Here is a 23,569-nt window from a genome sequence, read left to right as displayed (position 1 = left end):
TGGAGGTACGTCATGCTGATCCGCCCGCTCGGCCGGCCCGGCGACCTGGGCTGGGTGGTCCAGGCGCACGGCGAGCTCTACGCCGCCGAGCACGACTGGGACACCTCGTTCGAGGCGCTGGTCGCCAAGATCGTCGGCGACTACGCGGCGGACCACGACGACGCCGGGGAGGCCGCCTGGATCGCCGAGCTCGACGGTGAACGCGTCGGCTGCGTGTTCTGCGTGCGCGAGGACGACACGACGGCCAAGCTGCGAGTGCTGCTCGTGCACCCGAAGGCACGCGGCCTCGGCGCGGGCAACCAGCTCGTCGACACGTGCGTCAGGTTCGCGCGCGACGCCGGGTACGAGCGCATGGTCTTGTGGACGGTCGACGGGCTCACGTCGGCCAGGAAGATCTATGAGGCGCACGGGTTCGAACTGGTCGAGAAGACGCCTCAGCACAGCTTCGGTCACGACGTCGTCGGACAGCGCTGGGAACGGGAACTTCAGCCCTGACCAGTGGATTTCATCAGCACCACATAGTCGTCGAACAGACCGCTGACACCTTTCCCCTCGCAACACCGAACAACACGGAGGGGAACAGAGCATGAGGAACTCAGCTCGCGCCATCGTCGGGGTCGCGGCCGCGGCACCCGCAGCCACGACGGGAATGGGCAGCACCCAGACCGCGGCCGGCAACCACCACATCGAGGTCCGGACCTGCAACGTCGAGGACGCGGGCACCGACTCCCGCGTCGAGGCGCGCCTGAACGGCACCACCACCTCGTCGGGCTGGACCCTCCTCGACAACCCCGGCGACGACCGGAAGCGCGGCCGCACGGACGTCTACGACAAGACGCTGTCCGACCTCGGCACTGTCACGTCGGTCGACATCTACTTCGCCAACAACGACAGCCCGCACTGGTGCCTCGAGGAGATCACCATGCGCAGGCCGGACGGCGTGACGACGATCCACCCGTTCCACAACCGGCTCACGCGGGCGTACTCGAAGACCGCCCGCTGCGGCTCGCCGCGGCCTGAGCAAGTCTCCCGGTGGCCCGCCCCTGCGGCGGGTCACCGGGTCCCACTACAGCATGCGCGTCACGAACGGCATGATCCCGCCGTACCGCACGGGCGAAATCCGCACCACGGCACCGGAATGCGGCGCTTCGACCATCATTCCGCCGCCCAGGTACAGCGCCACGTGCGTGCCACCACCGGGACCCCAGAAGATCATGTCTCCCGGCGCCATCTGCGACAGCGGAACCTTGCGTCCCGAGTTGTACTGATAGCCGCTGTAGTGCGGCAGATACACGCCGACACCGGCGAACGCGTACATCATCAGCCCCGAGCAGTCGAAGCCGATCTTGCGGTAGTCGCCGAACGAGTCGGCCACGCCGCCGTCGCGCACGCCATAAGTGGGGCCGTAATAGTTGCCACCGCCCCACGCGTAGATGACGCCGCGCTGCGACAACGCGCGGCTGATCACCGTCTGCACGCGACTGCCGGACGGCGCGGCCGGAGCGGCGACCGGACGCCGTGGAGCCTGAGCGGCGGCCTGGACGGCTGCGGCAGCGGCGGCACGGCGAGCGTTCTCTTCTTCTTCGCGCTTCTTCGCCTCGACCCACTGGTCGTACTGACGGCGTTGCGCCTCAAGGCTGTTGACCTCACCGCGCGCGGCGACGAGCTCACGTTCCACAGCGTCCTTATCGGACTGAAGCTGCGCCGTGGCGACGGCCTGAGCCGTGTGCGCGTCCACCGCCACCTGCTGCGCCTGCTCCGCGACCTTCTTCGCCTCGTCGGCGGCCGCCTGCTTCGCCTCGGACTTCTGCAGCGCGGCACGGGCGGCGGCGTCGAGGTTCGCGGCGACGCCCTGGTCGCGGGTCACCTGCTCCAGCTGGTTCAGGCTGGACGACGACACCGCCTCCAGCAGCTGGGCACGAGCCAGCAGATCCTCCGGTGACTTGGCCCCGAAGTACGCGGAGAAGGAACCGACGGTGCTGCCCTGCGCATAGGAAGCCGCCGCGAACTCGTCCAGCGCGCGCCGACTTTCCTCCACGGCCCGAGAAGCGGCATCGGCCTGCACACGCGCGGCTGTTGCCTCACGACGGGCGGCTTCGGCCTCCGAGATGGCTGTCTCGAGGTCGACGCGGGCCTTGTTGGCCAGCTCGCGCTTGTAGGAGACGTCGTCCATCAGCTCCTGCAGGCGTGACTCGGCCTGGGTCAGCCGGCCGGTCAGCTCGCCCACGCGGGCGGCCTTCGCGTCGGCTTCGGCTCGCGACGCCGAGATCTCCGCGTCACCGGGGTTCGGCGGAGGCGGCGGCACGGCGGCGGCCGTCCCCGTGAGGACGGCTGACATCAGTACCACCACGGCGGAGAGTCTTGTCAACACCGGACATCACCTCCAACCGCATTAGACCAATCAGACTCATTCGGCGCATCTGGAACTAACGCACCGTCAACCACTCGTGTCACAGTGGAACACGCGTGGTAGTCCTTTTGGGACGATCGGAGTCCGGCGTGTCGCCGGAGTGGAGTAGTGCCGTGGCTCTAGTTGACGCCGCGGTCGCGCCCGGCCCAGTACGGTTCGCGGAGCTTGAACTTCTGGATCTTGCCGGTCGCCGTGCGCGGGATCGTGTCGCGGAACTCCACCGACGTCGGCGCCTTGTACCCGGCGAGCCGTTCCTTGCAGTGCTTGATCAGGTCGGCCTCGGTGACTTCCCCGGAGCGCACGACCAACGCCTTGATCGTTTCACCCCACTTCTCGTCGGGCACGCCGATGACCGCGACCTCGGCGACGGCCGGGTGCGAGAAGAGGCAGTCCTCGACCTCGATCGACGAGACGTTCTCACCGCCGGTGATGATCACGTCCTTCTTGCGGTCCGAGATCGTCAGGTAGCCCTCGTCGTCGAAGTGCCCGCCGTCGCCGGTGTGGAACCAGCCGTCCTCGATGGCCTCCGCGGTCGCCGAGGGGTTGTCCCAGTAGCCCTCCATGACCACGTTCGACCGCGCGAGCACCTCACCGGTGTCGGAGATCCGCAGCTGAGCGCCCAGCGCCGGGGCGCCCGCCCGCGACTGCTTCTTCGCCTTCTCCTCGCCGGACGGTCCCGGCTGGGCCCGGTTGAACGTGAGCAGCGGCGCCGTCTCGGTCAGGCCGTAGATCTGCAGGAACTCCCACCCGAGCTCCTCGGTCACCCGCTGGATCGTGCGCGAGGGCGGCGGCGCACCGGCACACACGATCCGCACGGTGTCACGGCCGGGGATCTCGCCGTCCCACGACTGAGCGGCGTCCAGCACGGCGTTCCACACGGCCGGTGCACCGCACATCAGCGTGACGCCGTGGTCGCGCACGCGGCGCAGGATCTCGGCGCCGTCGACCTTGCGCAGCACGACCTGCGGCACGCCCAGGCCGGCGAGCCCGAACGGCATGCCCCAGCCGTTGCAGTGGAACATCGGCAGGACGTGCATGTACACGTCGCCCTCCCACGCACGGGTGTGCATGGCGAACGTGACCGCGTTCAGCCAGATGTTGCGGTGCGTGAGCTGCACGCCCTTGGGCCGCGCGGTGGTGCCGGACGTGTAGTTGATGGTCGCGGTCGCGTCCTCCGACGGATCGCTCCACGGCCGTGGCTCCGCATCGAACCGGAGCAGCGACTCCGACTCCTCGCCGAACGTGAACCGGTGCCGTGCCGTCACGTCGTCGAGCGACAGCTCCGGATCGACGAACAACGCCGAGGCGCCGCTGTGCTCGACGATGTACTTCACCTCGTCGGGTCGCAGGCGGAAGTTCACCGGCACGCAGATCCGCCCGCTGCCGGGCACCGCGTGCAGCAGCTCCAGCAACCGCGCCGAGTTGTGGCTGACGACGGCGATCCGCTCGCCCTCGCCGATGCCCAGGGCGTCCAGCCCGGCCTGCCACGCCCGCACACGGGTCGCCATCTCCGCATACGTCGTCGTCTCGACCGGCTTGGCCGGCTGGTCGGGTTCGTCGATGGTCGCGGTCGTCGCGGCGAACGCGAACGACGCCCGGTCCAGGAAGTCCGTGGTGATCAGCGGTACGCGCATGAACCCGACCCTACGACCAGGTGCTCGGATCTCCCCAGGACGAGAATCGGGCTCCCCCGGATGGAGGAACCGAGCTGAGGTCGGGCAGCACCTCACCGACGGGTTCGTGCAGGACAACGGCCGCCAGCGGGTCGTACGGGGTCGGTTCGGCGTTGCAGATGATGACCTGCGCGCCCGCCTTCGCCGCCAGCGGCACGAGCCCCGCCGCGGGCTGCACCGACAGCGACGTTCCCGCGACCAGCAGCACGTCGCAGTCCAGCGCGGCGAGCCGGGCGCGGCGCAGCACCTCGCCGTCGAGCTCCTGTCCGAACGAGATCGTGGCCGACTTGAGGATTCCGCCGCAGCGCAGGCAAGCGGGCTCCGGCTCTCCGTCGGCGACGCGCTTCAACGCGTCGCGCATCGGGCCCGTGGCACCACATGCGAGGCACACGGTCGCGTGCAACGTGCCGTGCAGCTCCAGCACGCGATGCGGATCGGAGCCGGCTTTCTGGTGCAGGCCGTCGATGTTCTGCGTGACGACGGTGCGCAGCCGCCCGGACCGTTCCAGCTCCACCAGTGCCTTGTGCGCGGGATTGGGTTTCGCCGTCCACACGGGACTGTCGAGCCGCGTGCGCCACGCGAGCCTGCGCACCTCGGGATCGGCGAGGTAGGTGTCGAGCGACGCGGCCCGTCCGGCGTCGGCGTCACGCGTCCACAGCCCGTCCGCACTGCGGAAGTCCGGGATGCCCGAATCGGTGGAGACTCCGGCGCCGGTCAGCACGGTGATCCGGTGCGCGGACGCGACCAGCGCCCGTGCCGCTGTGCACGCGTCCGAGACCATCGGTTCACACTAGTCCGGTGCGCAGCGCAGTGGGAGCCGCGATCGCGGCAGTGGGCTTGATCACTTCCATCACCGGAACCTTCCTTCCCTGGCTGAAGTCCGGATCGACCACGAGGGACAGTTACGAGGTGCTTTCGCTGCGTGATCTCGCCGGGTTGGACGGGGTGGCGGGCGGTGTCGTCACGTCGGTCTGGGTCGGTCTCACGCCGCTCGCGATGATCGCGGTGGCGCTGTACGTGGTCCGATTTCGTCGAATTGCCGCGTGCGCGGCGCTTCTCTTTGGCACGATCGGTGGAACCGTGGCCCTGCTAGCCGCGGTCCAAGGGGATAGCAAGGGTGCATTGGTCGGAATCAGCATCGCCGGACCGGTCGTCACCCTTGCCGGTGCCGTACTGACGATCGTGGGGGCGATCACGGTGCTCACCTCCAACAGGCGCAGCGCAGTGAGAACTCCGGGAGGAAATCCGTGAGCTACCCAGGTGGTGGCGGCGGCCAGTGGCAGCCGCAGAACAACCCGTACGGGCAGCAGCCCCAGCAGGGCGGCTACCCGCAGACGGGACCTCAGCCCCAGCAGGGCGGGTACCCGCAGGGTCCGCCGCAGACGGGGCCGCAGGGTTTCCCGCAGCAGGGCTACCCGCAGCAGGGTTATCCGCAGACGGGGCCGCAGGGCTTTCCGCAGCAGGGCTTCGAGCAGCAGCCGTACGGCTACGCCCCGACGGGTGGCGAGCCGCCGAAGAAGAAGCGCACCGGCCTGGTCATCACGGCCGTCGTCGCCGTGCTGCTCCTCGTGGGCGGCGCTGTCACGTTCTTCGCGCTGAAGAAGTCCGACCCGGCGGCGAACGCGGGCAAGGACACCCCGGCCGTCGCGGCGAAGAACCTCATCGAGCAGCTCGGCAGCGGTGACGTCGTCGGCATCATGGCGTCGCTGGCGCCGGCAGAGGCCGCGCTGTCGAAGGACTACATGGACTCGATGACGAAGGAGATGAAGCGTCTCGAGATCCTGAAGCCCGACGCCGACCCGAACAAGATGTCGGGCATCGAGTTCAAGAGCGAGAACATCAAGTTCGACGAGGCCAAGGCCGAGAAGATCAACGACCGCCTCACCATCAACAAGCTGGTCGAGGGCAAGATCACGGTCACGTCGGACATCTCGAAGGTCCCGCTGACCGACAAGCTGATGGACGCGATCGGCGACAAGGTCAGCCTGACCAAGTCCGAGACGAAGACCTGGGACATCACCGCCGAGGTCCAGAAGCGTGGCACGCCGATCGGCATCGCGACCATCAAGGTCGGCGACGAGTGGTACCCGAGCGCCTTCTACACGATCGCCAACGTGGGGCTCGAGGAGGAGAAGCTCAAGTGGCCGCAGCAGGGCTTCGCGCCGCAGGGCGCGGGTTCGGCGCAGGAGGCGGCCAAGCAGCTCGTCACCGCCGCGATGGACGGCGACCTGAAGCAGGTCATCTCGCTGCTGCCGCCGGACGAGGCCGGTGTGCTGCAGGACCTCGGCCCGGTGCTGCTGGAGCAGGCGGGCAAGATGGGCCCGACCGGCGTCAAGCTGAACGAGCTGGAGACCGACGTCAAGGACGTGACCGGCGGCAAGCAGGTCACGGTCAAGAAGCTGTCGGTGACCGTCGAGGGCGAGACCGTCACGGTCTCCCGCGAGGGTGACTGCTACGCGGCCGAGGTGCCGGGCCAGGGCTCGCAGAAGATGTGCGCCGACGACATCACCCAGCTCCTGCAGCAGCAGGGCCGCGGCAAGATCCCGGCCCCGGCCGTCGAGGTCATCGGCCGCGTGGCCGCGTCGGTCATGAAGACCGGTGTCGGCGTCGTCGCGACCGAGGTCGACGGCAAGTGGTACGTGAGCCCGATCCGCTCCTACTACGAGCTGGCGCTGACGGTGTTCCGCGGCTTCGAGCCCAAGGACGTCGACGCGCTGATCGAACTGCTCAAGAAGTAGGACCACAGGTGAACCACGGCCCTGTCACCCGCAACAGCGCGGTGACAGGGCCGTGGCAGTTCACGCGCCGAGTGTTGGCGCCATGGACACTCAGGTTCTGATCATCGGCGCCGGGCCGACCGGCCTCACCCTCGCCCTCGACCTCTCCCGCCGCGGCGTCCCGTTCCGCATCGTCGACGCCTCGTCCGCGCCGTTCGCCGGCTCACGGGGCAAGGGCCTGCAGCCGCGGTCGATGGAGGTCTTCCACGACCTGGGCGTCATCGAGCCCGTTCTGGCGTCCGGCCGGTTCCACATGACGATGCGGGCCTACAACGGTCGCGAAGTGTTGCGCGAGTGGGATGTGCACGAGGGCCGCCACCCCACCACCGACCGCCCGTACGCGAGCACGATGCTCATCCCGCAGTTCCGCGTCGAGCAGATCCTGCGGGAGGCGTTGCCACAGCCGGTCGAGTACGGCACGGCGCTGACGTCGTTCAGCCAGGACGACGACGGCGTCACCGCGGTGATCGGCTCCGAGACCGTGCGCGCCAAGTACCTCGTGGGTTGCGACGGCGGGAAGTCGTTCGTGCGCAAGCGTCTCGGCGTGCAGTTCGTCGGCGAGACGCGGGAAGACCTGCGGATGCTCGTGGGCGACGTCCGGGTTTCCGGGCTGGACCGCGAGCACTGGCACAGCTGGGGCGGCAGCCCCGGCCGGTGGCTCGCCCTGTGCCCGTTGCCCGGCACGGACCTCTTCCAGTTCCAGGCGGCCGGCGACGGCGAGCCGTCGTTCGAGCTGTACCAGCGGATCATCCGCGAGCGCACCGGCCTCGACGACGTCGTGCTGCACGACGCGACGTGGATGTCGTTGTACCGCACCAACATCCGCATGGTCGACCGCTTTCGCACCGGCCGTGTCTTCCTCGCGGGCGACGCGGCGCACGTGCACTCCCCCGCCGGAGCGCAGGGCATGAACACCGGCATCCAGGACGCCTACAACCTGGGCTGGAAGGTCGCGATGGAAACGCTGCTCGACACCTACGAGTCCGAGCGCAAGCCCGTCGCCGAGTGGCTGCTGGGCCTGACGACGAAGATCATGACGTCCGGCGACCCGTTCGCCAAGCGCGACGACGAGACCCTGCAGCTCTCGTTGTCGTACCGGACCTCCGACGGCCCGGGCCTGCAGCCCGGCGACCGCATGCCCGACGGCAAGACCGAGCAGGGCCGGATCTTCGACCTGTTGCGCGGCCCCGACTTCGTGACGCTGGACTTCCCCGACGGCCCGGTGCTGGTGCGCCCGGACGGCTACGTCGCGGCGATCGGCAGGTCAGCGATCGACGCCTACTTCGGCGCGAACCCGGTCACGCAACTGCACCACCGCCGGGTCGCTGCTCGGACCGCCGCGTAGCCGTTCCGCCTCGTCCAGGGCCTCCCCCGCGCCACGGGGGTCGCCCTGGGCGACCAGCCAGTCCGCGTACCACTCCAGCACCATCGCGCGGGCCGGTCCGTCCGCGCTCTTGCTGACGGTGTCGAGCGCCGCCGCGTGGTGCTCTCCCGCCGCGCCGAGCCGGCCGAGGCGGGTCAGCGCCAGCCCGAGTCCGGCGTGGACGGTCGCGCGGAACTGGGTCGCCTGCGAGTCCTCCGTGGCGTCGAGCGCCTGCTGGTAGAGCCTGACGGCTTCGGCGAAGTCACCGTTCCAGTACGCCATCTCGCCGTTGACCTGCAGCACACGCCCCCGGTCGAGGCCCAGCTCCGGCGCCCGCACCAGGCCGAGATCCTCGCGAGCCCCTTGCAGGTCACCGATCCGGATCTTCAAGCGCGCCGTCTGCACCAGCACCGACATCGGCACCAGCACGGAGTCCGGCTCGCCCAGCTCCTCGGCGACCTTGCGCGCCTCGGACACGGCCTCGAAGCCCTCGGCGAACGCGCCGCGGTTGACCAGCACCATGACCAGGCACGACAGCCCGAACACGATGGCCCACCGGTCGCCCACCCGCCGGAACCCGTCGAGCGCCTCGCGGTACGCGGCCTCGGCCCGCGGCGCTGAACCGTCGCTGAACTCGCCCGCCACGACGCCCCGGATCAGCGCCGAGAACGCCCGCATCCACTCGTCCCGCGAGCCCTCCAGCCGGTCGGCCAGCGCGGCGAGCCTGTTCCCGAGCTCGGCCTCACCCCACACCTGGCCGCTGGTGAGCATCAGCGCGCACAGGGCGGTGGGCACGTCCGCCTGCCACAGCCGCTCGGCCGCCGCGAGAGCCTCGGGCGTGCCCAGTGACGTCAGCACCTCCGACAGCGGATCGTCCGGCGTGAGCGGCGCCCAGCGGCGGATCTCCTCGAACCGCTTGGTCATCACCAGCAGGTGCCAGGTCCGCGCGGCCATCATCCGGCGGGCGATCTCCGCGTCGTGCTGGACGGCCCACGACTGGGCGGCGTCGAGGTTGGCGCGTTCGGCGTCGAAGACCTTGAGCGCTTCGAGCTGGCGAGGCCCTCGCAGCAACGGCTCGTGCTGCTCGGCCAGCGCCACGTAGTACTCAGCGTGCTTGGCGGGATCGGCCTGGCCCTGCTCCAACGCGTACTCGCGCACGGTCTCCAGCAGCCGGTAGCGCTCGCCCGACCTGACGACCAGCGACTTCTCGACCAACGCGGCCAGCAGGTCCTCGGTGTCCCAGAGATCCTGATCTTGTCGGGGCTCCTGAGTACGTTGAGATGCAGGGGTTCCCAGCCCGGGGGTACCCCTGCGCAAGCCTGCCCCGCACACCGCGTGCACCGCCGCGGCCGTGGCCCCGCCGACGAAAACACCCAGCCGCGCCAGCAACAACCGTTCAGCGGAGTCGAGCAGCTCCCAGCTCCAGTCGATCACCGCACGCAGCGTCCGATGCCGGGCGGGACCCGTCCGCGAACCCCGGTCCAGCAACCGCAACCGGCTGTCCACCCGAGCCTCGAGCTGCGCGGCCGACAACGACCGGGCCCGAGCCGCGGCCAGCTCCAGAGCCAGCGGAATCCCGTCCAGCGCGGCACAGACCCGCCGCACGTCAAGATCGAGCGCAACGCCGACCCGCGCCGTGAACAACCGCACCGCGTGGTCCAGGTCCAACGGCGAGACCGGATGCACGACCTCCCCGGGAATCCCCAACGGCTCCCGCGAGGTGGCCAGCACCCGGACCTCCGGCGCCGAGGCCAGCAGCTCGACACAGAGCGCGGCCGCCGACGAGACCACGTGCTCGCAGTTGTCCAGCACCACCAACGACGATCCGAGCCGCGAGAACACCGGCGTCGCCAACGGGTTCGGTCCCAACGCCGCGTCCAGAGCCGCCAACGGCTCAGCCGCGGAGTCCAGCTCGACGAACCACGCCTCGGGAACCGAAGCCGCGCAGGTCAGCGCCAGCCGGGTCTTTCCCACCCCGCCGAACCCGGTCAGGGTCACCAACCGGTTGTCCCGCAACAACGACGACAACCGCGCCACGTCCTCGTCCCGCCCGAAGAACGACCCGACGGCAGCAGGCAGGTTCCCCCGCCCCGACCGCTCCCGCAACACGGTCAGATGAGCGGCTGCCAGCGCCTCCCCGGGATCCACCCCGAGCTCGTCGGCCAGCGATGCACGGACCCGCGCGAAAACCTCCAGCGCGTCCGACCTTCGTCCGGCCGCGTGCAAGGCCAGCATCAGCCGCGCCTGCACGTCCTCCCGCAAAGGATGCGCGGCGGCCAGCGCCTCCAGCCCGGCCAGGTCGTTCCGCAACAACGCCAGCCGCACGCCCTCGTCCACCGCGAACGGCGCTCCCTCGAACGCCGCCCCGCGCCACAACGCCGCGGACCGGGTCCGCGCGAACTCCTCGACGTCGGTCGACGCCTCCAGCCGGTACCCGAGCGCGTGCGAAGACACCACCGAAGCGCCGACGGTCCGCCGCAACCGCGACACCAACGACTGCAACGCCGCCGGACCGTCGGCAGGCGCCTCGTCCGCCCACAGGTCCGCGATCAGCCGCTCGGCGGCCACGATCCGGCCGGGCTCCATCGCGAGCCGCAGCAGCAACCACCGCAGCCGCTTCCCGCGCACCTCCACCGGAACGCCGTCGACGAGGACCTGCAGCGGCCCGAGAACGTTGACCCGCGTCAAGCCCGCCGCACTCCCACGACGACAGCACCGGACACCAACGCGGCCCCGACGACGGCGGCCCACAGCACCGAGAGCGAGAAACTGTTGTGCCCCAACGCGTCCAGCACCCACCCGAGCGGAGTCACCCGCCCCAGCGGATACGTCAGCACCACCACGGCGAACACCGCCAGCACCGTTCGTCCGATCGCGTCGAACACCGGCCGCGCGAACATCAGCCCCACCCCGACGCCGAGCAACGCACAGGCCGTGTGCGCGGCCAGCCCGATCAGGAACTCGCCGAACGTGTACGGGTGCGGGTTCGTCACCACCGGCCACACCGCCGCCAGCAACGCCATCGCCAGCGCGATCGCCACCGCGACCAACGCCGCGGCGGTCAGCACCCGGGACCACCCGCCGGCGGACACCACGGTGATCCCGCGCCGCACCACGTCCTCGGAGGTCGCCACGACCACGGCCATCCACGCCGCGACCGGGTACAGCAACGCGGACGAACCCGCGTAGGCCTCCAGCGGCTGCCCGGCGTCGCTGGAGAACAACATCCCCATCACGCCGAGGAACACCAGCAGCGGCGCCAGGAAACGCTGCCCGCGGAAGACGTCGGCCGCGAGGTACCGCACCAGGGAGATCACCGCACGCTCCGCACCGAACACCCGAGCCGCAACGCCTCGGCCAGCACGTGGTCGCTCCGGTCCGGCGCCACCACCACCCGCGCCGACGACCCCCGCGACAACACCGACCACACGCCTTCCAACGCCTCCAAGGCCTCCAGCCCGACCACCCGGCTGAGCTCGATCGTCACGTGCCCACCGGCGAGGTCCACCCGCGTGGCCGACGCGAGGTGCCCTTCGTGGTCGGACACCAACGCCGTCCGTCCCTCCAGCAACGACACCAGCTCCGCCGACGCCGCGGGATCGAGCCCGGTCCACGGCTCGTCGAGCACCAGGAGGTCGGCAGCCAGAAACGCCTGCGCCAGCGCGACCTTCTGCGCGTTCCCCTTCGACAGCTCGGCCATCGGCGCCGTCAGCGACCCCACGAACCCCAGTCGTTCCAACACGTCGCCGGCCGCCGCACACCGGATCCGCCCCATGTGCGCCAAGTAGGACGAAGCAGACATCTTCACGTCCGATGGAAACCGCTCCGGCACGTAGCCGACGGAGGCAGGCCGGACCACCCGCCCCGAAGTCGGCCTCAGCACCCCGGCGGCGATCTTGAGCAGCGTCGACTTGCCGGTGCCGTTCGCGCCGGTCAGCACCACCAGGCCGGAGACTTCCAAAGTGAGGTCGCGCAGCACCCAGGGCCCACGCCCGTACCGCTTGGAGACCTGATCGAGGAGCACCCCGTCAAGATAACCATCCATGACACCTCTTCCGCTCGCTTTGGCGTGCGTCTGGCTCGGCATGGTCGTCGCGATCGCCGTCGAGGCGCCGCTGAAGTTCCGCGCCCCCGGCATCACGCTGCCGCTCGGCCTCGGCATCGGCCGGCTCGTGTTCCGCGCCCTCAACGCGTCCGAGATCGTGCTCGCGACCGCCACCGCCACCACGTTCGCGCTCGCCCCGCGTCCGCTCGCGGCAACCGAGGCCAGGGCCGCGCTGATCATCGACGGAGTGACGCCTCCGAAGTCCCGCGCGCACCTCGCCTACATCGCGCTCGAAGGCGCGAAGGTCCTGATGCTGGTCACGTTCGGAATCGTGCTCATGTTGGCCGGGTGAGACCTCACCGTCCGCACCCGAAAGTGCGTTGGGTTTGCGGCACCACCAGGCCTCCGGTAGTCCGATTAGGACAGATCATGCGCGTGTGCGGCGGACTGAGCCCCGCACACGCGCAGCCCCGTGAGGATGTCACCGTGTTTGTGGAGGTGGACGGAATCCCCGGTGTCGAGGCGTCCGACTCGACGCGAGGTCTCGGCCGCGACGCCGGCGAGGCGAAACAGGCCGCGCTCCGAGTGGAGAAGCAGAGCGACGCCACCATCGACGCCCTGCTGAGCGGCCTGCGCGTCGAGAAGATCGGCCGCACCCACAACGCCGTTCCCGGTGTCCAGCCGCGCACCAGCCGGTCCACCGCGGGCGCACTCGCCAACTCACCGCCGAACAGCTGGGTGCGATGAGGATCGCCACCACAACACCACCGGGAACCGCGCCCAGCAGGTGAGGTGACAGCGCCGGCCGCGCGGCCGTGACCGGGGAGAGGCCCAGTGACTTAGGTCAGCCTTCCTTGAAGTCGAATACAGGACGCGCGTACTGTTTACCCCGCGAGGGCGGTTCTGCACGAGCACCAAGCGTGTAGAAGACTCGTCCTGTTCCCCAAGAACTGACCAGCGCTGTCCAGATGGAGTTGCACGTGACTGCACCAGCGAGCAAGGACAGCTTCGGCGCCCGCGGAACGCTCAACGTCGGTGACGCCTCGTACGAGGTGTTCCGGCTGAGCGCCGTGGAGGGCGCGGAGCGTCTTCCGTTCAGCCTGAAGATCCTGCTGGAGAACCTGCTGCGGACCGAGGACGGCGCGAACATCACCGCCGACCACGTGCGCGCGCTCGCCAACTGGGACCCGGCCGCCGAGCCGAACACCGAGATCCAGTTCACGCCCGCCCGTGTCGTCATGCAGGACTTCACCGGTGTGCCGTGCGTCGTCGACCTCGCCACCATGCGCGAGGCCGTGACCCAGCTCGGCGGCGACGCCGAGAAGGTGAACCCGCTCGCGCCCGCCGAGCTCGTGATCGACCACTCGGTCATCGCCGACATCTTCGGCCGCCCGGACGCGTTCGAGCTGAACGTCGACCTGGAGTACGAGCGCAACAGGGAGCGCTACCAGTTCCTGCGCTGGGGCCAGACGGCGTTCGACGAGTTCAAGGTCGTCCCGCCCGGCACCGGCATCGTGCACCAGGTCAACATCGAGCACCTCGCTCGCGTCGTCATGGTCCGCAACGGCCAGGCGTACCCGGACACCCTGGTGGGCACCGACTCGCACACCACGATGGTCAACGGCATCGGCGTGCTGGGCTGGGGCGTCGGTGGCATCGAGGCCGAGGCCGCGATGCTCGGCCAGCCGGTCTCCATGCTGATCCCGCGCGTCGTGGGCTTCAAGCTCTCCGGTGAGCTGCCTCCCGGCGCCACCGCGACCGACCTCGTGCTCACGATCACCGAGATGCTGCGCAAGCAGGGTGTCGTCGGCAAGTTCGTCGAGTTCTACGGCGAGGGCGTCAGCGCCGTGCCGCTGGCGAACCGCGCCACGATCGGCAACATGTCGCCGGAGTTCGGCTCCACGGTCGGCATCTTCCCGATCGACGGCGAGACCATCGACTACCTGCGCCTGACCGGCCGTTCCGAGGAGCAGATCGCGCTCGTCGAGGCCTACGCCAAGGAGCAGGGCCTCTGGCACGACCCGTCCCGCGAGCCGGTGTTCTCCGAGACGCTGGAGCTGGACCTGGCGACGGTCGTCCCGTCCATCGCCGGCCCGAAGCGCCCGCAGGACCGCATCGAGCTGACCAACGCCAAGGAGGCGTTCCGCCAGGCCCTGGGCGCCTACGTCGCGCACACCGAGTCCCCGGCGCTGTCCGGTGTGGACGAGGCGGTCGACGAGACGTTCCCGGCCAGCGACCCGGTCGCCATCCACGAGGGCGACAACGGCTCGGGCGCGCCGAAGGTGTTCCAGTCCGCCGCGGAGGGCGCCACCGGCCGCGTGTCCAACCCGGTCAAGGTCACCGTCGACGGCAACGAGTTCGAGCTGGACCACGGCGCCGTCGCGATCGCCGCGATCACGTCGTGCACCAACACCTCGAACCCGTCCGTGATGCTGGGCGCCGCCCTGCTCGCGAAGAAGGCCGTCGAGCGCGGCCTCGAGCGCAAGCCGTGGGTCAAGACGACTCTGGCGCCGGGCTCGAAGGTCGTCATGGACTACTACGAGCGCGCGGGCCTCATGCCGTACCTGGAGAAGCTCGGCTTCCACCTGGTCGGCTACGGCTGCACCACCTGCATCGGCAACTCGGGCCCGCTGCAGGAGGAGATCTCGGCAGGCGTGCAGGAAGGCGACCTCGCGGTCGTCTCGGTGCTGTCCGGCAACCGCAACTTCGAGGGCCGGATCAACCCGGACATCAAGATGAACTACCTCGCGTCGCCGCCGCTCGTCGTGGCGTACGCGCTGGCCGGTTCGATGGACAAGGACATCACCACCGAGCCGCTCGGCACCGACCCCGAGGGCAAGCCGGTCTACCTGTCGGAGATCTGGCCGTCGCCCGCCGAGATCGCCGAGGTCATCTCGACCTCGATCTCCGCGGAGGGCTTCACCAAGGGCTACACCAACGTGTTCTCCGGCGACGAGCGCTGGCAGTCGCTGCCCACGCCGACCGGCAACACGTTCGAGTGGGACCCCCAGTCCACCTACGTGCGCAAGCCCCCGTACTTCGAGGGCATGGAGATGGAGCCGAAGCCGGTCACCGACATCTCGGGTGCCCGCGTCCTCGCGCTGCTGGGTGACTCGGTCACCACGGACCACATCTCCCCCGCCGGTTCGATCAAGGCCGACTCGCCCGCGGGCAAGTACCTGACCGAGCACGGTGTGGAGCGCAAGGACTTCAACTCCTACGGCTCCCGCCGCGGCAACCACGAGGTGATGATCCGCGGCACGTTCGCGAACATCCGCCTGCGCAACCTCCTGCTCGACGACGTCCAGGGCGGCTTCACCCGCAACTTCCTGGAGGCCGACGCCCCGCAGACGACGATCTACGACGCGTCGGTGGCCTACGCGGAGGCCGGCGTCCCGCTGGTCGTCCTGGCGGGCAAGGAGTACGGCTCCGGCTCGTCGCGCGACTGGGCAGCCAAGGGCACCTCGCTGCTCGGCGTCCGCGCCGTCATCGCCGAGTCCTACGAGCGCATCCACCGCTCGAACCTCATCGGCATGGGCGTCCTGCCGCTGCAGTTCCCGGCGGGCGACAACGCCGCGTCGCTGGGCCTGGACGGCACCGAGACGTTCGACTTCGCCGGCATCACGGAGCTGAACAACGGCACCACGCCGTCGACGGTGCACGTGACCGCGACGAAGGCCGACGGCTCGAAGGTCGAGTTCGACGCGGTCGTCCGCATCGATACGCCCGGTGAGGCCGACTACTACCGCAACGGCGGCATCATGCAGTACGTGCTGCGCAAGATGGTCCGCAGCTAGTCAGCTGAATTGAGAAAGGGCCGCTCACCGCAGGTGGACGGCCCTTTTCACGTTCACAGAATTATTCCCACAGTAATCTCGTGAATGCGCGTTGCATGTGATGTAACAAATTTCCGATCCGCTCGATTTCCCGAGGAACACCCTTACTACGGGAAGCGGTGAGACATTTGTTGAATCGTCCACGAGCACTGCTGGCCGCCGCCGGTCTCGGGGCGGCTCTGTGTGTCGCCCCGGCGATCCAGGCCGGTGCCGCGACGGAGTCCACCTACGTCGTCCTCTACCACGAGGGCGCATCGTCGTCGAACGCCGCGAACACCATCGCGAGCGCCGGCGGCACCGTCGTCGCGAACTACAGCCAGATCGGCGTCGTGATCGCCCGGTCGTCGAACAGTGGTTTCGCCTCCGCGTTGAAGCAGAACGGCAACGTCGAGGGCGTCGCCGCGACGACGGGGCTCGGCGTCCGGGTCGCACCGGAGCAGGACAGTGCCGCCGAGGACGTGGCAGCCGCCGCCACGTGGGGCGACTCGCTGTCGGGTCTGCAGTGGGACATGCAGCAGATCAACGTGCCGCAGGCGCACCAGGTGACGCCCGGCAGCAAGCAGGTCGTCGTCGCCACGCTGGACACCGGCCTCGACTTCACCCACCCGGACCTCGCACCGAACTACGACGCGGCCCGCAGCGCCGACTGCTCGAGCGGCGCGCCGGCACCGCTGCTGCCCGGCAACGACCAGAACGGCCACGGCACCCACACCGCGGGCACCATCGCCGCTGCCGCCAACGGCACCGGCATCGTCGGTGTCGCGCCGAACGTGCGTCTCGCGGGCGTGAAGACGAGCAACGACGACGGCTACTTCTTCCCGGAGATGGTCGTCTGCGCCTACATGTGGTCCGCCACGAAGGGCATCAACGTCACCAACAACAGCTACTTCGCCGACCCGTGGCTGTTCAACTGCCGCAACGACGCCGAGCAGCGCGCCATCTGGAAGGCCGAGCGCAGGGCCATCCGGTACGCACAGTCCCAGGGCGTGCTGGTGGTGGCCTCCCAGGGCAACGACAGCACGGACCTGTCGCACCCGCGCGTCGACGTGATCAGCCCCGACTACCCGCCCGGCAACGAGCAGGAGCGGGAGATCACCAACGCGTGCTCGGTCGTCCCGGTCGAGGTTCCCGGTGTCGTCGGCGTGACGGCGACGGGCAACAAGCGGTTCAAGTCGTACTACTCCAGCTACGGCATCTCGACCGCCGACGTCGCCGCGCCCGGCGGTGACGCGATCCTGCAGCTGACGCCGGCCGCCCCCAACGGCCGTGTGCTGTCGACCTACCCGAGCTACCGGCCGTGCACGCGGCAGGTGATCGAGAACGGCGCGAAGTACTGCTACCTGCAGGGCACCTCGATGGCGGCGCCGCACGTGGCCGGTGTCGCCGCACTGCTGCTGAGCCAGCGGGGCAGCGCGGGTGCCGCCGCCAAGCTCCAGCAGGCGACCAACCCGCTCCCGTGCCCGGACACGTCGATCTACGCGGCTTTCCCGCAGAACAGCGGGGAACCGCAGACGTGCCAGGGCGGAACGGCGCACAACAGCTTCTACGGCGCGGGTGAGATCGACGCCCTCAAGGCCGTGAGCTGACAGGCGGGGCCGCTCACCGGATCACGATGAGCGGCCCCTCACCATTGGATCTACGATTCCCCGCACCTCATCGGGCTGGAGGAATCATGAGCTTCAGCGTTCTCGGCGACCTCAACTGGTTCGCCGTCATCGTCGCCACCATCGTCTACTTCGGACTGGGCGGCCTCTGGTACGCCGAGTTCCTCTTCGGCAAGGCCTGGCAGAGAGCCATGGGCTGGGACGGCAACGCCCCCGAGGGCGCGGGTGCCGGCATCTACGTCGTCCCGCTCGCCACCTGCTTCGTCGCCACCCTCGCGACGGCGATGATCGCCGCGGCCACCGGCACGGACACCGTCGGCGAGGGCATCGTGCTCGCGATCGTCGTCGGCATCGGCCTGTCCGCCGCGGTCCTTGCGGTCACCGGGATGTTCGACTCGACCAAACCGGCCGCGATGACCACCGTCGCGATCAGCGCCGGCTACCACTTCACCGGCTTGCTGCTGGCCTCCGTCATCCTCGCGCTCTGGCAGTAACGGCGCGCGTTCACCCCGCGATGCCAAGTCACCCTGACATCGCGGGAGACCCCTCATGACCTTGAGCGTGCTCGGCGACCTGAACTGGTTAGCCGTCATCGTGGCCACGATCGCGTACTTCGCGCTGGGTGCCTTGTGGTACGCGGAGTTCGCCTTCGGCAGGGCCTGGCAGCGGTCCGCCGGCTGGGACCTCAACCCACCGGAGAACGCGGGCGTGGGCATCTGCGCCGTGCCGCTGGCCACCTGTTTCGCCGCCACGCTCGCGACGGCGATGATCGCTGCCGCGTCCGGCACCGGCAACGTCATGAAAGGCGTCCTGCTCGGGCTGGTCGTGGGCATCGGCGTCGCGCTTCCGGTGATCTTCGTGACCGGCACCTTCGACATGACGAAGCCCGCACCGAAGACCTTCGCGGCCATCAGCGCGGGCTATCACATCGTCGGGCTCGCGCTCGTGGGCGCGATCCTGGGTCTCTGGAGCTAGACCCCGTTGCGCCGGGCGTACCTGGCCGCTTCCGCCCGGTCCGGGACACGCAGTTTGCGCAGCACGGCGGCGACGTGGTGCTCGACGGTCCGGCGGGACAGGAACAGCTCCTCGGCGATCTCGGTGTTGCGCCGCCCGTCGGCGAGCAGGGTCAGCACCTCGCGTTCCCGCGCGCTGAGGCCGTCCGCGCCGGTGGTGCCCGGCCGCCGCGGGATGTCGCGAACTCCGCGCCGGCGCAGGCGGCTGGCGGTGGCGTCGCGCATCGGCAGGGCTCCGAGCCGGTCGAACTCGGCGAGAGCATCGCGCAGGAGCCTTTCGTCGCCGCTGTCGATCAGGGCGAGCGCCGCCTCGTACGGGCAGCCGACCTCCCGCCACCTCAGCGCCGCCTCCTCGGGCAAACCGTTGAGCTGCAACCGATACGGCTCAGCCACTCCGGCCGGCACCGCCGATCCGGCGCCGGTCTGCGCCAGCAGGTGGGCGAGCGCGCCCAGGTGCCACGGCTCCCCCTGCTCCTGTGCCGCAGGCAGAGCAGTGGTGACGATGGTGCGCAGTTGAGCGAGATCGCCTGCGTACCAAGCGGTTTCCGCCAGTGCACGCGTCGCACCGACCAGCCACCCGACCACGGGTTCGGCGTCGACCATGGCCGGTTGCACGCGCGTGAGCAGCTCGTGCGAGTCCGGGTCGCCGCGGCGGGCCCGCAGGGTGCACAGCACCACCATGCTGATCATCGTGCGGCCGTCGTCCACGGCAGCCGACCGCAGCACCTCGGAGGCGAGCGCCTCGGCCTCGTCCCAGCGGCCCTGGTCGAGCAGCGCCCGTGCCCGGAACGCGCGCAGCCACTGGCGCCAGATCTCCTGGCCGCGGTCTTCGGTGAACGCGATCGCCTCCGTGTACCAGCGGTCGGCCTGCCCGTACCAGCGACGCGTCACGCAGATCAGCTGCGCCCAGAAGTAGGCGAGCCCGGCCTCGTCGTACGCACCGGCAGCGCAGGCCAGCCGAACGGTCTCCGCGATGAGGTCGAGGCCTCGCTGATCCCCGTTCTGCGCACGGCCGATGCCGATCGACAGGGCGGCCAACGCGCACACGAGCGGACTCTCACCGATGGCCGCACGCTCTCCCCACGCGATGGCCTCGTCGTTGCGGAACCCCATTGCCGCGAACTTCCCGCGCACGGCACAGGCGAGAGCGAAGTCGGGTCCGGGTGGCAGGCCGCTGAGCACCTGGATGGCCTGATCGCTCGACCGTTCGCCGAGCGGGATCTCCCTCGCGAGGTGCAGGGCGGTGATCGCGAGACCCACCAGCGCCGCGCCCTGCCCGCGCCGGTCACCGATCGCCGTCCGTGCCGCGACGGCCTCCCGCCACCAGCGCAGCGCGCCATCCAGGTCGTCGGCCAGATGACATTGCCGGCCGAGCCCTTCCAGCAACTCCGCTCGTAGCGCGCTGTCTCCGCACACGTCCAACGCACGCCGCAGTTGAGCGGCCGCTTCTTTGTGCGCGCCCAGCGTCGATGCCTGCTCGGCGGCCGCACGGGCGTGGGTGAGCAACGCGGTCCAGTCCTGGGCCAGCAAAGCGTGGCCTGCCAGCCGGGCGGGCTCCACCTCTCCCGGCGGACGGCCTGCCAGCACGGTCAGCGCCTGCCGGTGCAGCCGTGCCGCGCGTCCCGGTGCGATCGCCTCCTCGACCGCCACGCGGGCGAGCTCGTGCCGGAACGACACCAGCCCGCGGTCGGCGACCACCAGGCCTCGATCGGCGCACTCGTCGAGGTCGGCAGGCGGACGGCCCGACACCGCCTCCACCACCCACGGCGCGGCCCGGGATCCGAGACAGGCCAGAGCGTCGAGCACCTCGCGCGCACCGGGGGTCAGCCGGGCGGCCCTGGCCAGCACCGCGTCCCGAACCGTGGCGGGAACGGCACCGGCGCCGTCGCACAGCACCTCGGTCACGAAGAACGCGTTGCCGCCCGTGCGGTCGTGCAGTTCGGCGGGATCGACTCCAGACCCTTCCGCCAGTGCGGTGACCGCGGCGAGCGAGAGCGGCGGCACGGTCAGTCTGCGCACCACGGGCACGGTTGACAGATCACCGGCCAGCACGCGCAACGGATGGCGGACGCCGACCTCGTCGTCCCGGTAGGCCACGACGACCATCGCCGGGCACCGCTCGATGCGCCGCCCCAGGAACCGCAGCAGGTCGAGCGTGCCCTCGTCGGCCCACTGCGCGTCGTCCAGCACGACCAGGGTGGGAGTGTCGCGCAGCTCGTCGAGCAACAGCTGCCTGATCTCGACCGGGTCGCCGCTGAGTCCCATGTCTCGCAGCGGACCCAGCGGTACCGGAGTCGTGAGCGGCTCGCAGGTGCCGTGCAGCAGACGTCCGGTGATGTGGCTCGCGAACGCGGCGACCAACGCCGTCTTGCCCGCTCCCGCGTCACCGCCCACGAGCACGAGTCGGCCGTGTCCGGCGGCGGCCTCGTCCCACCACGAGGCCAGCGCGGCACTCTCGCGGTCACGCTCCACCAGCGCGGTTGTGCCCACGCGCTGATGGTAGGTAGTCGGCGGAGGGAATGGGTACTCACCACGGATGTCAGCGGCATGCGCTCGGCCGCACCCTCCTGAGCATGGACTACGACGTGATCATCGTGGGAGCGAGCATCGCCGGCTGTACCGCGGCAACCGAGTACGGGCGCGCGGGTCTTCGGGTGGCGTTGCTGGAACGGCATCGCAGCCCGCAGGCGCACAAGACGCTGTGCGGGCACTTCATCCTCGGCGGCACGCACGAGGTGCTGCGGAGACTCGGGTTCTGGCAGCCCATGCTCGACCGCGGCGCGGCCGTCACCACCGGGCTCGGCGTGTGGACGGACGCCGGGTGGATCGTGCCGGCGCCCGGCCACGGTGTACCGCCCGCGATCAGCCTGCGCCGCAGCAAGCTCGACCCGTTGCTGCGGGAGATCGCGGCCGGCACGCCGGGCGTGGACCTGCTGATGGGACATCGGGTCACCGGGCTCGTCGAGTCCGGCGTCGTCACGGACGCAGGAAGGACGTTGCGGGCCCGTCTCGTCGTCGGTGCGGACGGCCACCACTCGGCTGTCGCGCGCCTCGCCGGTGTGCCCGAGGACGTCGCGCCGAACGAGCGCTTCCTGTTCTGGGCCTACTACGAGGGCGCGGAGATGACCGGCCCCGGTGACGGCCAGGTGTGGCAGCTGGATCCCGACATCGCCGTGTGCGTGCAGGTGGACGACGGGCTCACGCTCGTGGGCGTCTTCCCGGCGAAGGAGCGGCTGGCCGAGTTCGCCGACGACCGGCTCGCGGCGTTCGACAGGTTCGTCGCACGCCTGCCCGGCGGCCCGTCCCTCTCCGGCGCCCGCAGGGTGTCGAACCTGGTCGGCACCACCGACTACCCGTGCGTCCGGCGCGATCCCGTGCCACGGCCGTGGCTTGCCCTGATCGGTGACGCGGCCACGGCATCGGACCCCGTGCCGGCCGTGGGGTGCGGGTGGGCGTTCCGCAGCGCGGAGTGGCTCACGGACGCCACCGCCGGACCGCTGCGCGACGGCGGTGACCTCGGTCGTGCGTTGCGCCGCTACCGCCGTGCGCACCAGTTCATCGACAAGTACGACGACATCGGACGCCAGGACGCGCTCGCCACCCCGCCGAACGCGCTTCAGCGCGCCATCCGCGCCGCCGCGGTCAGCGACCCGTGGATCGCCCGCAGGCTGGCCGCGTTCGGGATGCGGGCCGAGGCGCCGTCGGTGCTGCTCAACCCGAAGGTCGTCGCGCGGGCACTGCTCACTCGCCGGGCAGCTCGGCCGGCGTGACGCGGCGGCCCGCGATGGCCCGCAGCGTCTCCCAGTCCGGTTGGGCCGTGGCGGGGTCGTCCGGCCAGGCGCCGACGACCCCGCCCGCCCACTGCGCCCACCGTTCCAGCATGTCCGCGAGGTCGGTCATGAACCTGCCGGTGAGCGTGATGGCGGCGAGGCGCTCGGGAAACGGGCCGCCCTGCTCGGTGTAGAGGCGGGCGAACGCGACGTTCTCGGCGTTCTGGCGCGCCGCCCACGACCGGATCGCGTCGATGTTGGCCATGACGTCGTCCGTGGTGGCGTGCTCGGCGAAGAAGACCTTGAGCATCGCCTCGAACTCCACCACCGGTCCCGCACCCGGCTCGGCCAGCCAGCGCGCCAGGATCTCGCGGCCCTGCGCGGTGATCGAGTAGGTCGTGCGCGGGCGCTTGCCGACGCTGCCGGCCGTTGCCTCCGCCAGACCCAGCGCGACGAGCCGTTTCGGCTCCTCGTAGATCCGGCTCGCGGCGCGCGGCCAGTAGTGCTTGAGGCTGCGGTCCATCTGTTTTGCCAGCTCGTACGTGGTCCACGGCTTGATTGCGAGCAAGCCCAGAACGGCGTACGAGGTGGTGGTGAGCTCCCTTGACATCATCCTCCTGACAGGAGTAAATAATGCTCCAGGCCGGAGTATAGGGGCCGAGTGAAGGGCACCGCCATGCCGACGTTCTCGAAGGTCTCCCACATCTCGTTCTCCGCCCGCGACGCGGAACGCAGCGCCGCGTGGTGGCGCGACGTCTTCGACATGAAGGACCTCGACCGGGCGCAGGGCGACGGGTGGCGGGCGATCCTGCTCATCCACCCGCCGACCGCGACGATCATCGAGTTCCAGCAGCACGACGCGAATCGGGGCGAGCGGTTCGACCCGGCGCGCACCGGCTTCGACCACCTGGGGTTCAAGGTCGACGACCCGGCCGAGCTCGACGGGTGGCAGCGGCACTTCGAGGAGCACGGCGTCACGTTCACACCGGTGGTGCACCGCGAGTACGGGTCGGTGCTGACGTTCAAGGACCCGGACGGCATCCAGTTCGAGATGTTCTACCGGGCCGGGCACCCCTGA

20 protein-coding genes and 1 pseudogene are annotated in these 23,569 nt (G+C 70.1%); 13 read left to right on the top strand and 8 right to left on the bottom strand.

The features are described from left to right. The first annotated feature begins 12 nt into the window (after positions 1 to 12). Together C8D87_RS31985 and C8D87_RS49275 are read left to right on the top strand one after the other, a co-directional pair. Entirely contained in the window at positions 13 to 495 is a 483-nt protein-coding gene (locus C8D87_RS31985; protein WP_215732549.1) for a GNAT family N-acetyltransferase, read from the top strand. 91 nt (positions 496 to 586) lie between these two features. Then, positions 587 to 883: pseudogene (locus C8D87_RS49275) on the top strand (hypothetical protein); the annotation flags it as partial. A 183-nt stretch (positions 884 to 1,066) separates the two neighbouring features. Here the strand turns inward: C8D87_RS49275 and C8D87_RS31975 are convergent. From C8D87_RS31975 to C8D87_RS31965, 3 genes are all read right to left on the bottom strand, one after another. After that, on the bottom strand, positions 1,067 to 2,338 hold the full coding sequence (locus C8D87_RS31975; RefSeq protein WP_112229645.1) for an NlpC/P60 family protein: 1,272 nt from the start codon (positions 2,336 to 2,338) through the stop codon (positions 1,067 to 1,069). A 191-nt stretch (positions 2,339 to 2,529) separates the two neighbouring features. After that, positions 2,530 to 4,044 (bottom strand): AMP-binding protein, encoded by a 1,515-nt coding sequence (locus C8D87_RS31970; protein ID WP_112229471.1) that lies wholly within the window; start codon positions 4,042 to 4,044, stop codon positions 2,530 to 2,532. A gap of 10 nt (positions 4,045 to 4,054) precedes the next feature. Next, the gene (locus C8D87_RS31965; protein ID WP_112229470.1) at positions 4,055 to 4,864 is read right to left on the bottom strand and encodes an SIR2 family NAD-dependent protein deacylase; all 810 of its coding nucleotides are present in this window, start codon (positions 4,862 to 4,864) and stop codon (positions 4,055 to 4,057) included. Positions 4,865 to 4,881: 17 nt separating this feature from the next. Here C8D87_RS31965 and C8D87_RS31960 point away from each other — a divergent pair, with 17 nt between their 5' ends. From C8D87_RS31960 to C8D87_RS31950, 3 genes are all read left to right on the top strand, one after another. Beyond that, on the top strand, positions 4,882 to 5,334 hold the full coding sequence (locus tag C8D87_RS31960; protein WP_146771931.1) for a hypothetical protein: 453 nt from the start codon (positions 4,882 to 4,884) through the stop codon (positions 5,332 to 5,334). Continuing rightward, positions 5,331 to 6,821: a flagellar basal body protein FliL gene (locus C8D87_RS31955; protein ID WP_109640313.1), complete on the top strand. Its 1,491-nt coding sequence runs from the start codon at positions 5,331 to 5,333 to the stop codon at positions 6,819 to 6,821. Before C8D87_RS31960 ends, C8D87_RS31955 begins: the two co-directional genes overlap by 4 nt. An 82-nt stretch (positions 6,822 to 6,903) precedes the next feature. Beyond that, positions 6,904 to 8,205 (top strand): FAD-dependent monooxygenase, encoded by a 1,302-nt coding sequence (locus C8D87_RS31950; protein WP_112229468.1) that lies wholly within the window; start codon positions 6,904 to 6,906, stop codon positions 8,203 to 8,205. Here the strand turns inward: C8D87_RS31950 and C8D87_RS31945 are convergent. From C8D87_RS31945 to C8D87_RS31935, 3 genes are read right to left on the bottom strand one after another with little or no spacing between them, the layout of a single operon-like run. Beyond that, positions 8,125 to 10,911, bottom strand: coding sequence for an ATP-binding protein (locus tag C8D87_RS31945; protein WP_112229467.1), 2,787 nt, complete (start codon positions 10,909 to 10,911; stop codon positions 8,125 to 8,127). The two genes, C8D87_RS31950 and C8D87_RS31945, sit on opposite strands and share 81 nt — an antisense overlap. Then, on the bottom strand, positions 10,908 to 11,540 hold the full coding sequence (locus C8D87_RS31940) for a hypothetical protein (RefSeq protein WP_146231778.1): 633 nt from the start codon (positions 11,538 to 11,540) through the stop codon (positions 10,908 to 10,910). The genes C8D87_RS31945 and C8D87_RS31940 overlap by 4 nt, the downstream gene beginning before the upstream one ends. After that, entirely contained in the window at positions 11,537 to 12,268 is a 732-nt protein-coding gene (locus C8D87_RS31935; protein ID WP_112229466.1) for an ATP-binding cassette domain-containing protein, read from the bottom strand. The genes C8D87_RS31940 and C8D87_RS31935 overlap by 4 nt, the downstream gene beginning before the upstream one ends. Here C8D87_RS31935 and C8D87_RS31930 point away from each other — a divergent pair. From C8D87_RS31930 to C8D87_RS31905, 6 genes are all read left to right on the top strand, one after another. Beyond that, on the top strand, positions 12,267 to 12,620 hold the full coding sequence (locus tag C8D87_RS31930) for a hypothetical protein (RefSeq protein WP_112229465.1): 354 nt from the start codon (positions 12,267 to 12,269) through the stop codon (positions 12,618 to 12,620). The two genes, C8D87_RS31935 and C8D87_RS31930, sit on opposite strands and share 2 nt — an antisense overlap. 134 nt (positions 12,621 to 12,754) lie before the next feature. Beyond that, on the top strand, positions 12,755 to 13,015 hold the full coding sequence (locus tag C8D87_RS31925; protein WP_146771930.1) for a hypothetical protein: 261 nt from the start codon (positions 12,755 to 12,757) through the stop codon (positions 13,013 to 13,015). Positions 13,016 to 13,248: 233 nt separating this feature from the next. Further along, entirely contained in the window at positions 13,249 to 16,065 is a 2,817-nt protein-coding gene (locus C8D87_RS31920; RefSeq protein ID WP_112229644.1) for an aconitate hydratase, read from the top strand. Between the two features lie 170 nt (positions 16,066 to 16,235). Further along, positions 16,236 to 17,690 (top strand): S8 family serine peptidase, encoded by a 1,455-nt coding sequence (locus tag C8D87_RS31915; RefSeq protein WP_112229463.1) that lies wholly within the window; start codon positions 16,236 to 16,238, stop codon positions 17,688 to 17,690. Between the two features lie 86 nt (positions 17,691 to 17,776). After that, a complete protein-coding gene (locus C8D87_RS31910; protein WP_170155212.1) occupies positions 17,777 to 18,202 on the top strand; it encodes a DUF1761 domain-containing protein in 426 nt (141 codons plus the stop codon). 55 nt (positions 18,203 to 18,257) lie between these two features. Continuing rightward, entirely contained in the window at positions 18,258 to 18,683 is a 426-nt protein-coding gene (locus C8D87_RS31905) for a DUF1761 domain-containing protein (RefSeq protein ID WP_112229462.1), read from the top strand. On the opposite strand, the gene C8D87_RS31900 is transcribed toward C8D87_RS31905, so the two are convergent. Then, a complete protein-coding gene (locus tag C8D87_RS31900) occupies positions 18,680 to 21,211 on the bottom strand; it encodes an ATP-binding protein (protein WP_112229461.1) in 2,532 nt (843 codons plus the stop codon). The two genes, C8D87_RS31905 and C8D87_RS31900, sit on opposite strands and share 4 nt — an antisense overlap. 83 nt (positions 21,212 to 21,294) lie before the next feature. On the opposite strand from C8D87_RS31900, the gene C8D87_RS31895 reads away from it, so the two are divergent. After that, positions 21,295 to 22,491 carry an FAD-dependent oxidoreductase gene (locus C8D87_RS31895; RefSeq protein WP_170166656.1) on the top strand — a complete coding sequence of 399 codons (1,197 nt, stop codon included), beginning with the start codon at positions 21,295 to 21,297 and terminating at the stop codon, positions 22,489 to 22,491. Here C8D87_RS31895 and C8D87_RS31890 read toward each other — a convergent pair. Next, positions 22,463 to 23,104 (bottom strand): PadR family transcriptional regulator, encoded by a 642-nt coding sequence (locus C8D87_RS31890; RefSeq protein WP_112229459.1) that lies wholly within the window; start codon positions 23,102 to 23,104, stop codon positions 22,463 to 22,465. The two genes, C8D87_RS31895 and C8D87_RS31890, sit on opposite strands and share 29 nt — an antisense overlap. 48 nt (positions 23,105 to 23,152) lie before the next feature. Between C8D87_RS31890 and C8D87_RS31885 the strand changes: the two genes are divergently transcribed. Beyond that, positions 23,153 to 23,569, top strand: a complete 417-nt coding sequence (locus C8D87_RS31885; RefSeq protein ID WP_109640323.1) for a VOC family protein — start codon at positions 23,153 to 23,155, stop codon at positions 23,567 to 23,569.

It is taken from the genome of Lentzea atacamensis (assembly GCF_003269295.1).
Lineage (GTDB): Bacteria > Actinomycetota > Actinomycetes > Mycobacteriales > Pseudonocardiaceae > Lentzea > Lentzea atacamensis.
This window is presented reverse-complemented; position numbering and strand designations above follow the sequence as displayed.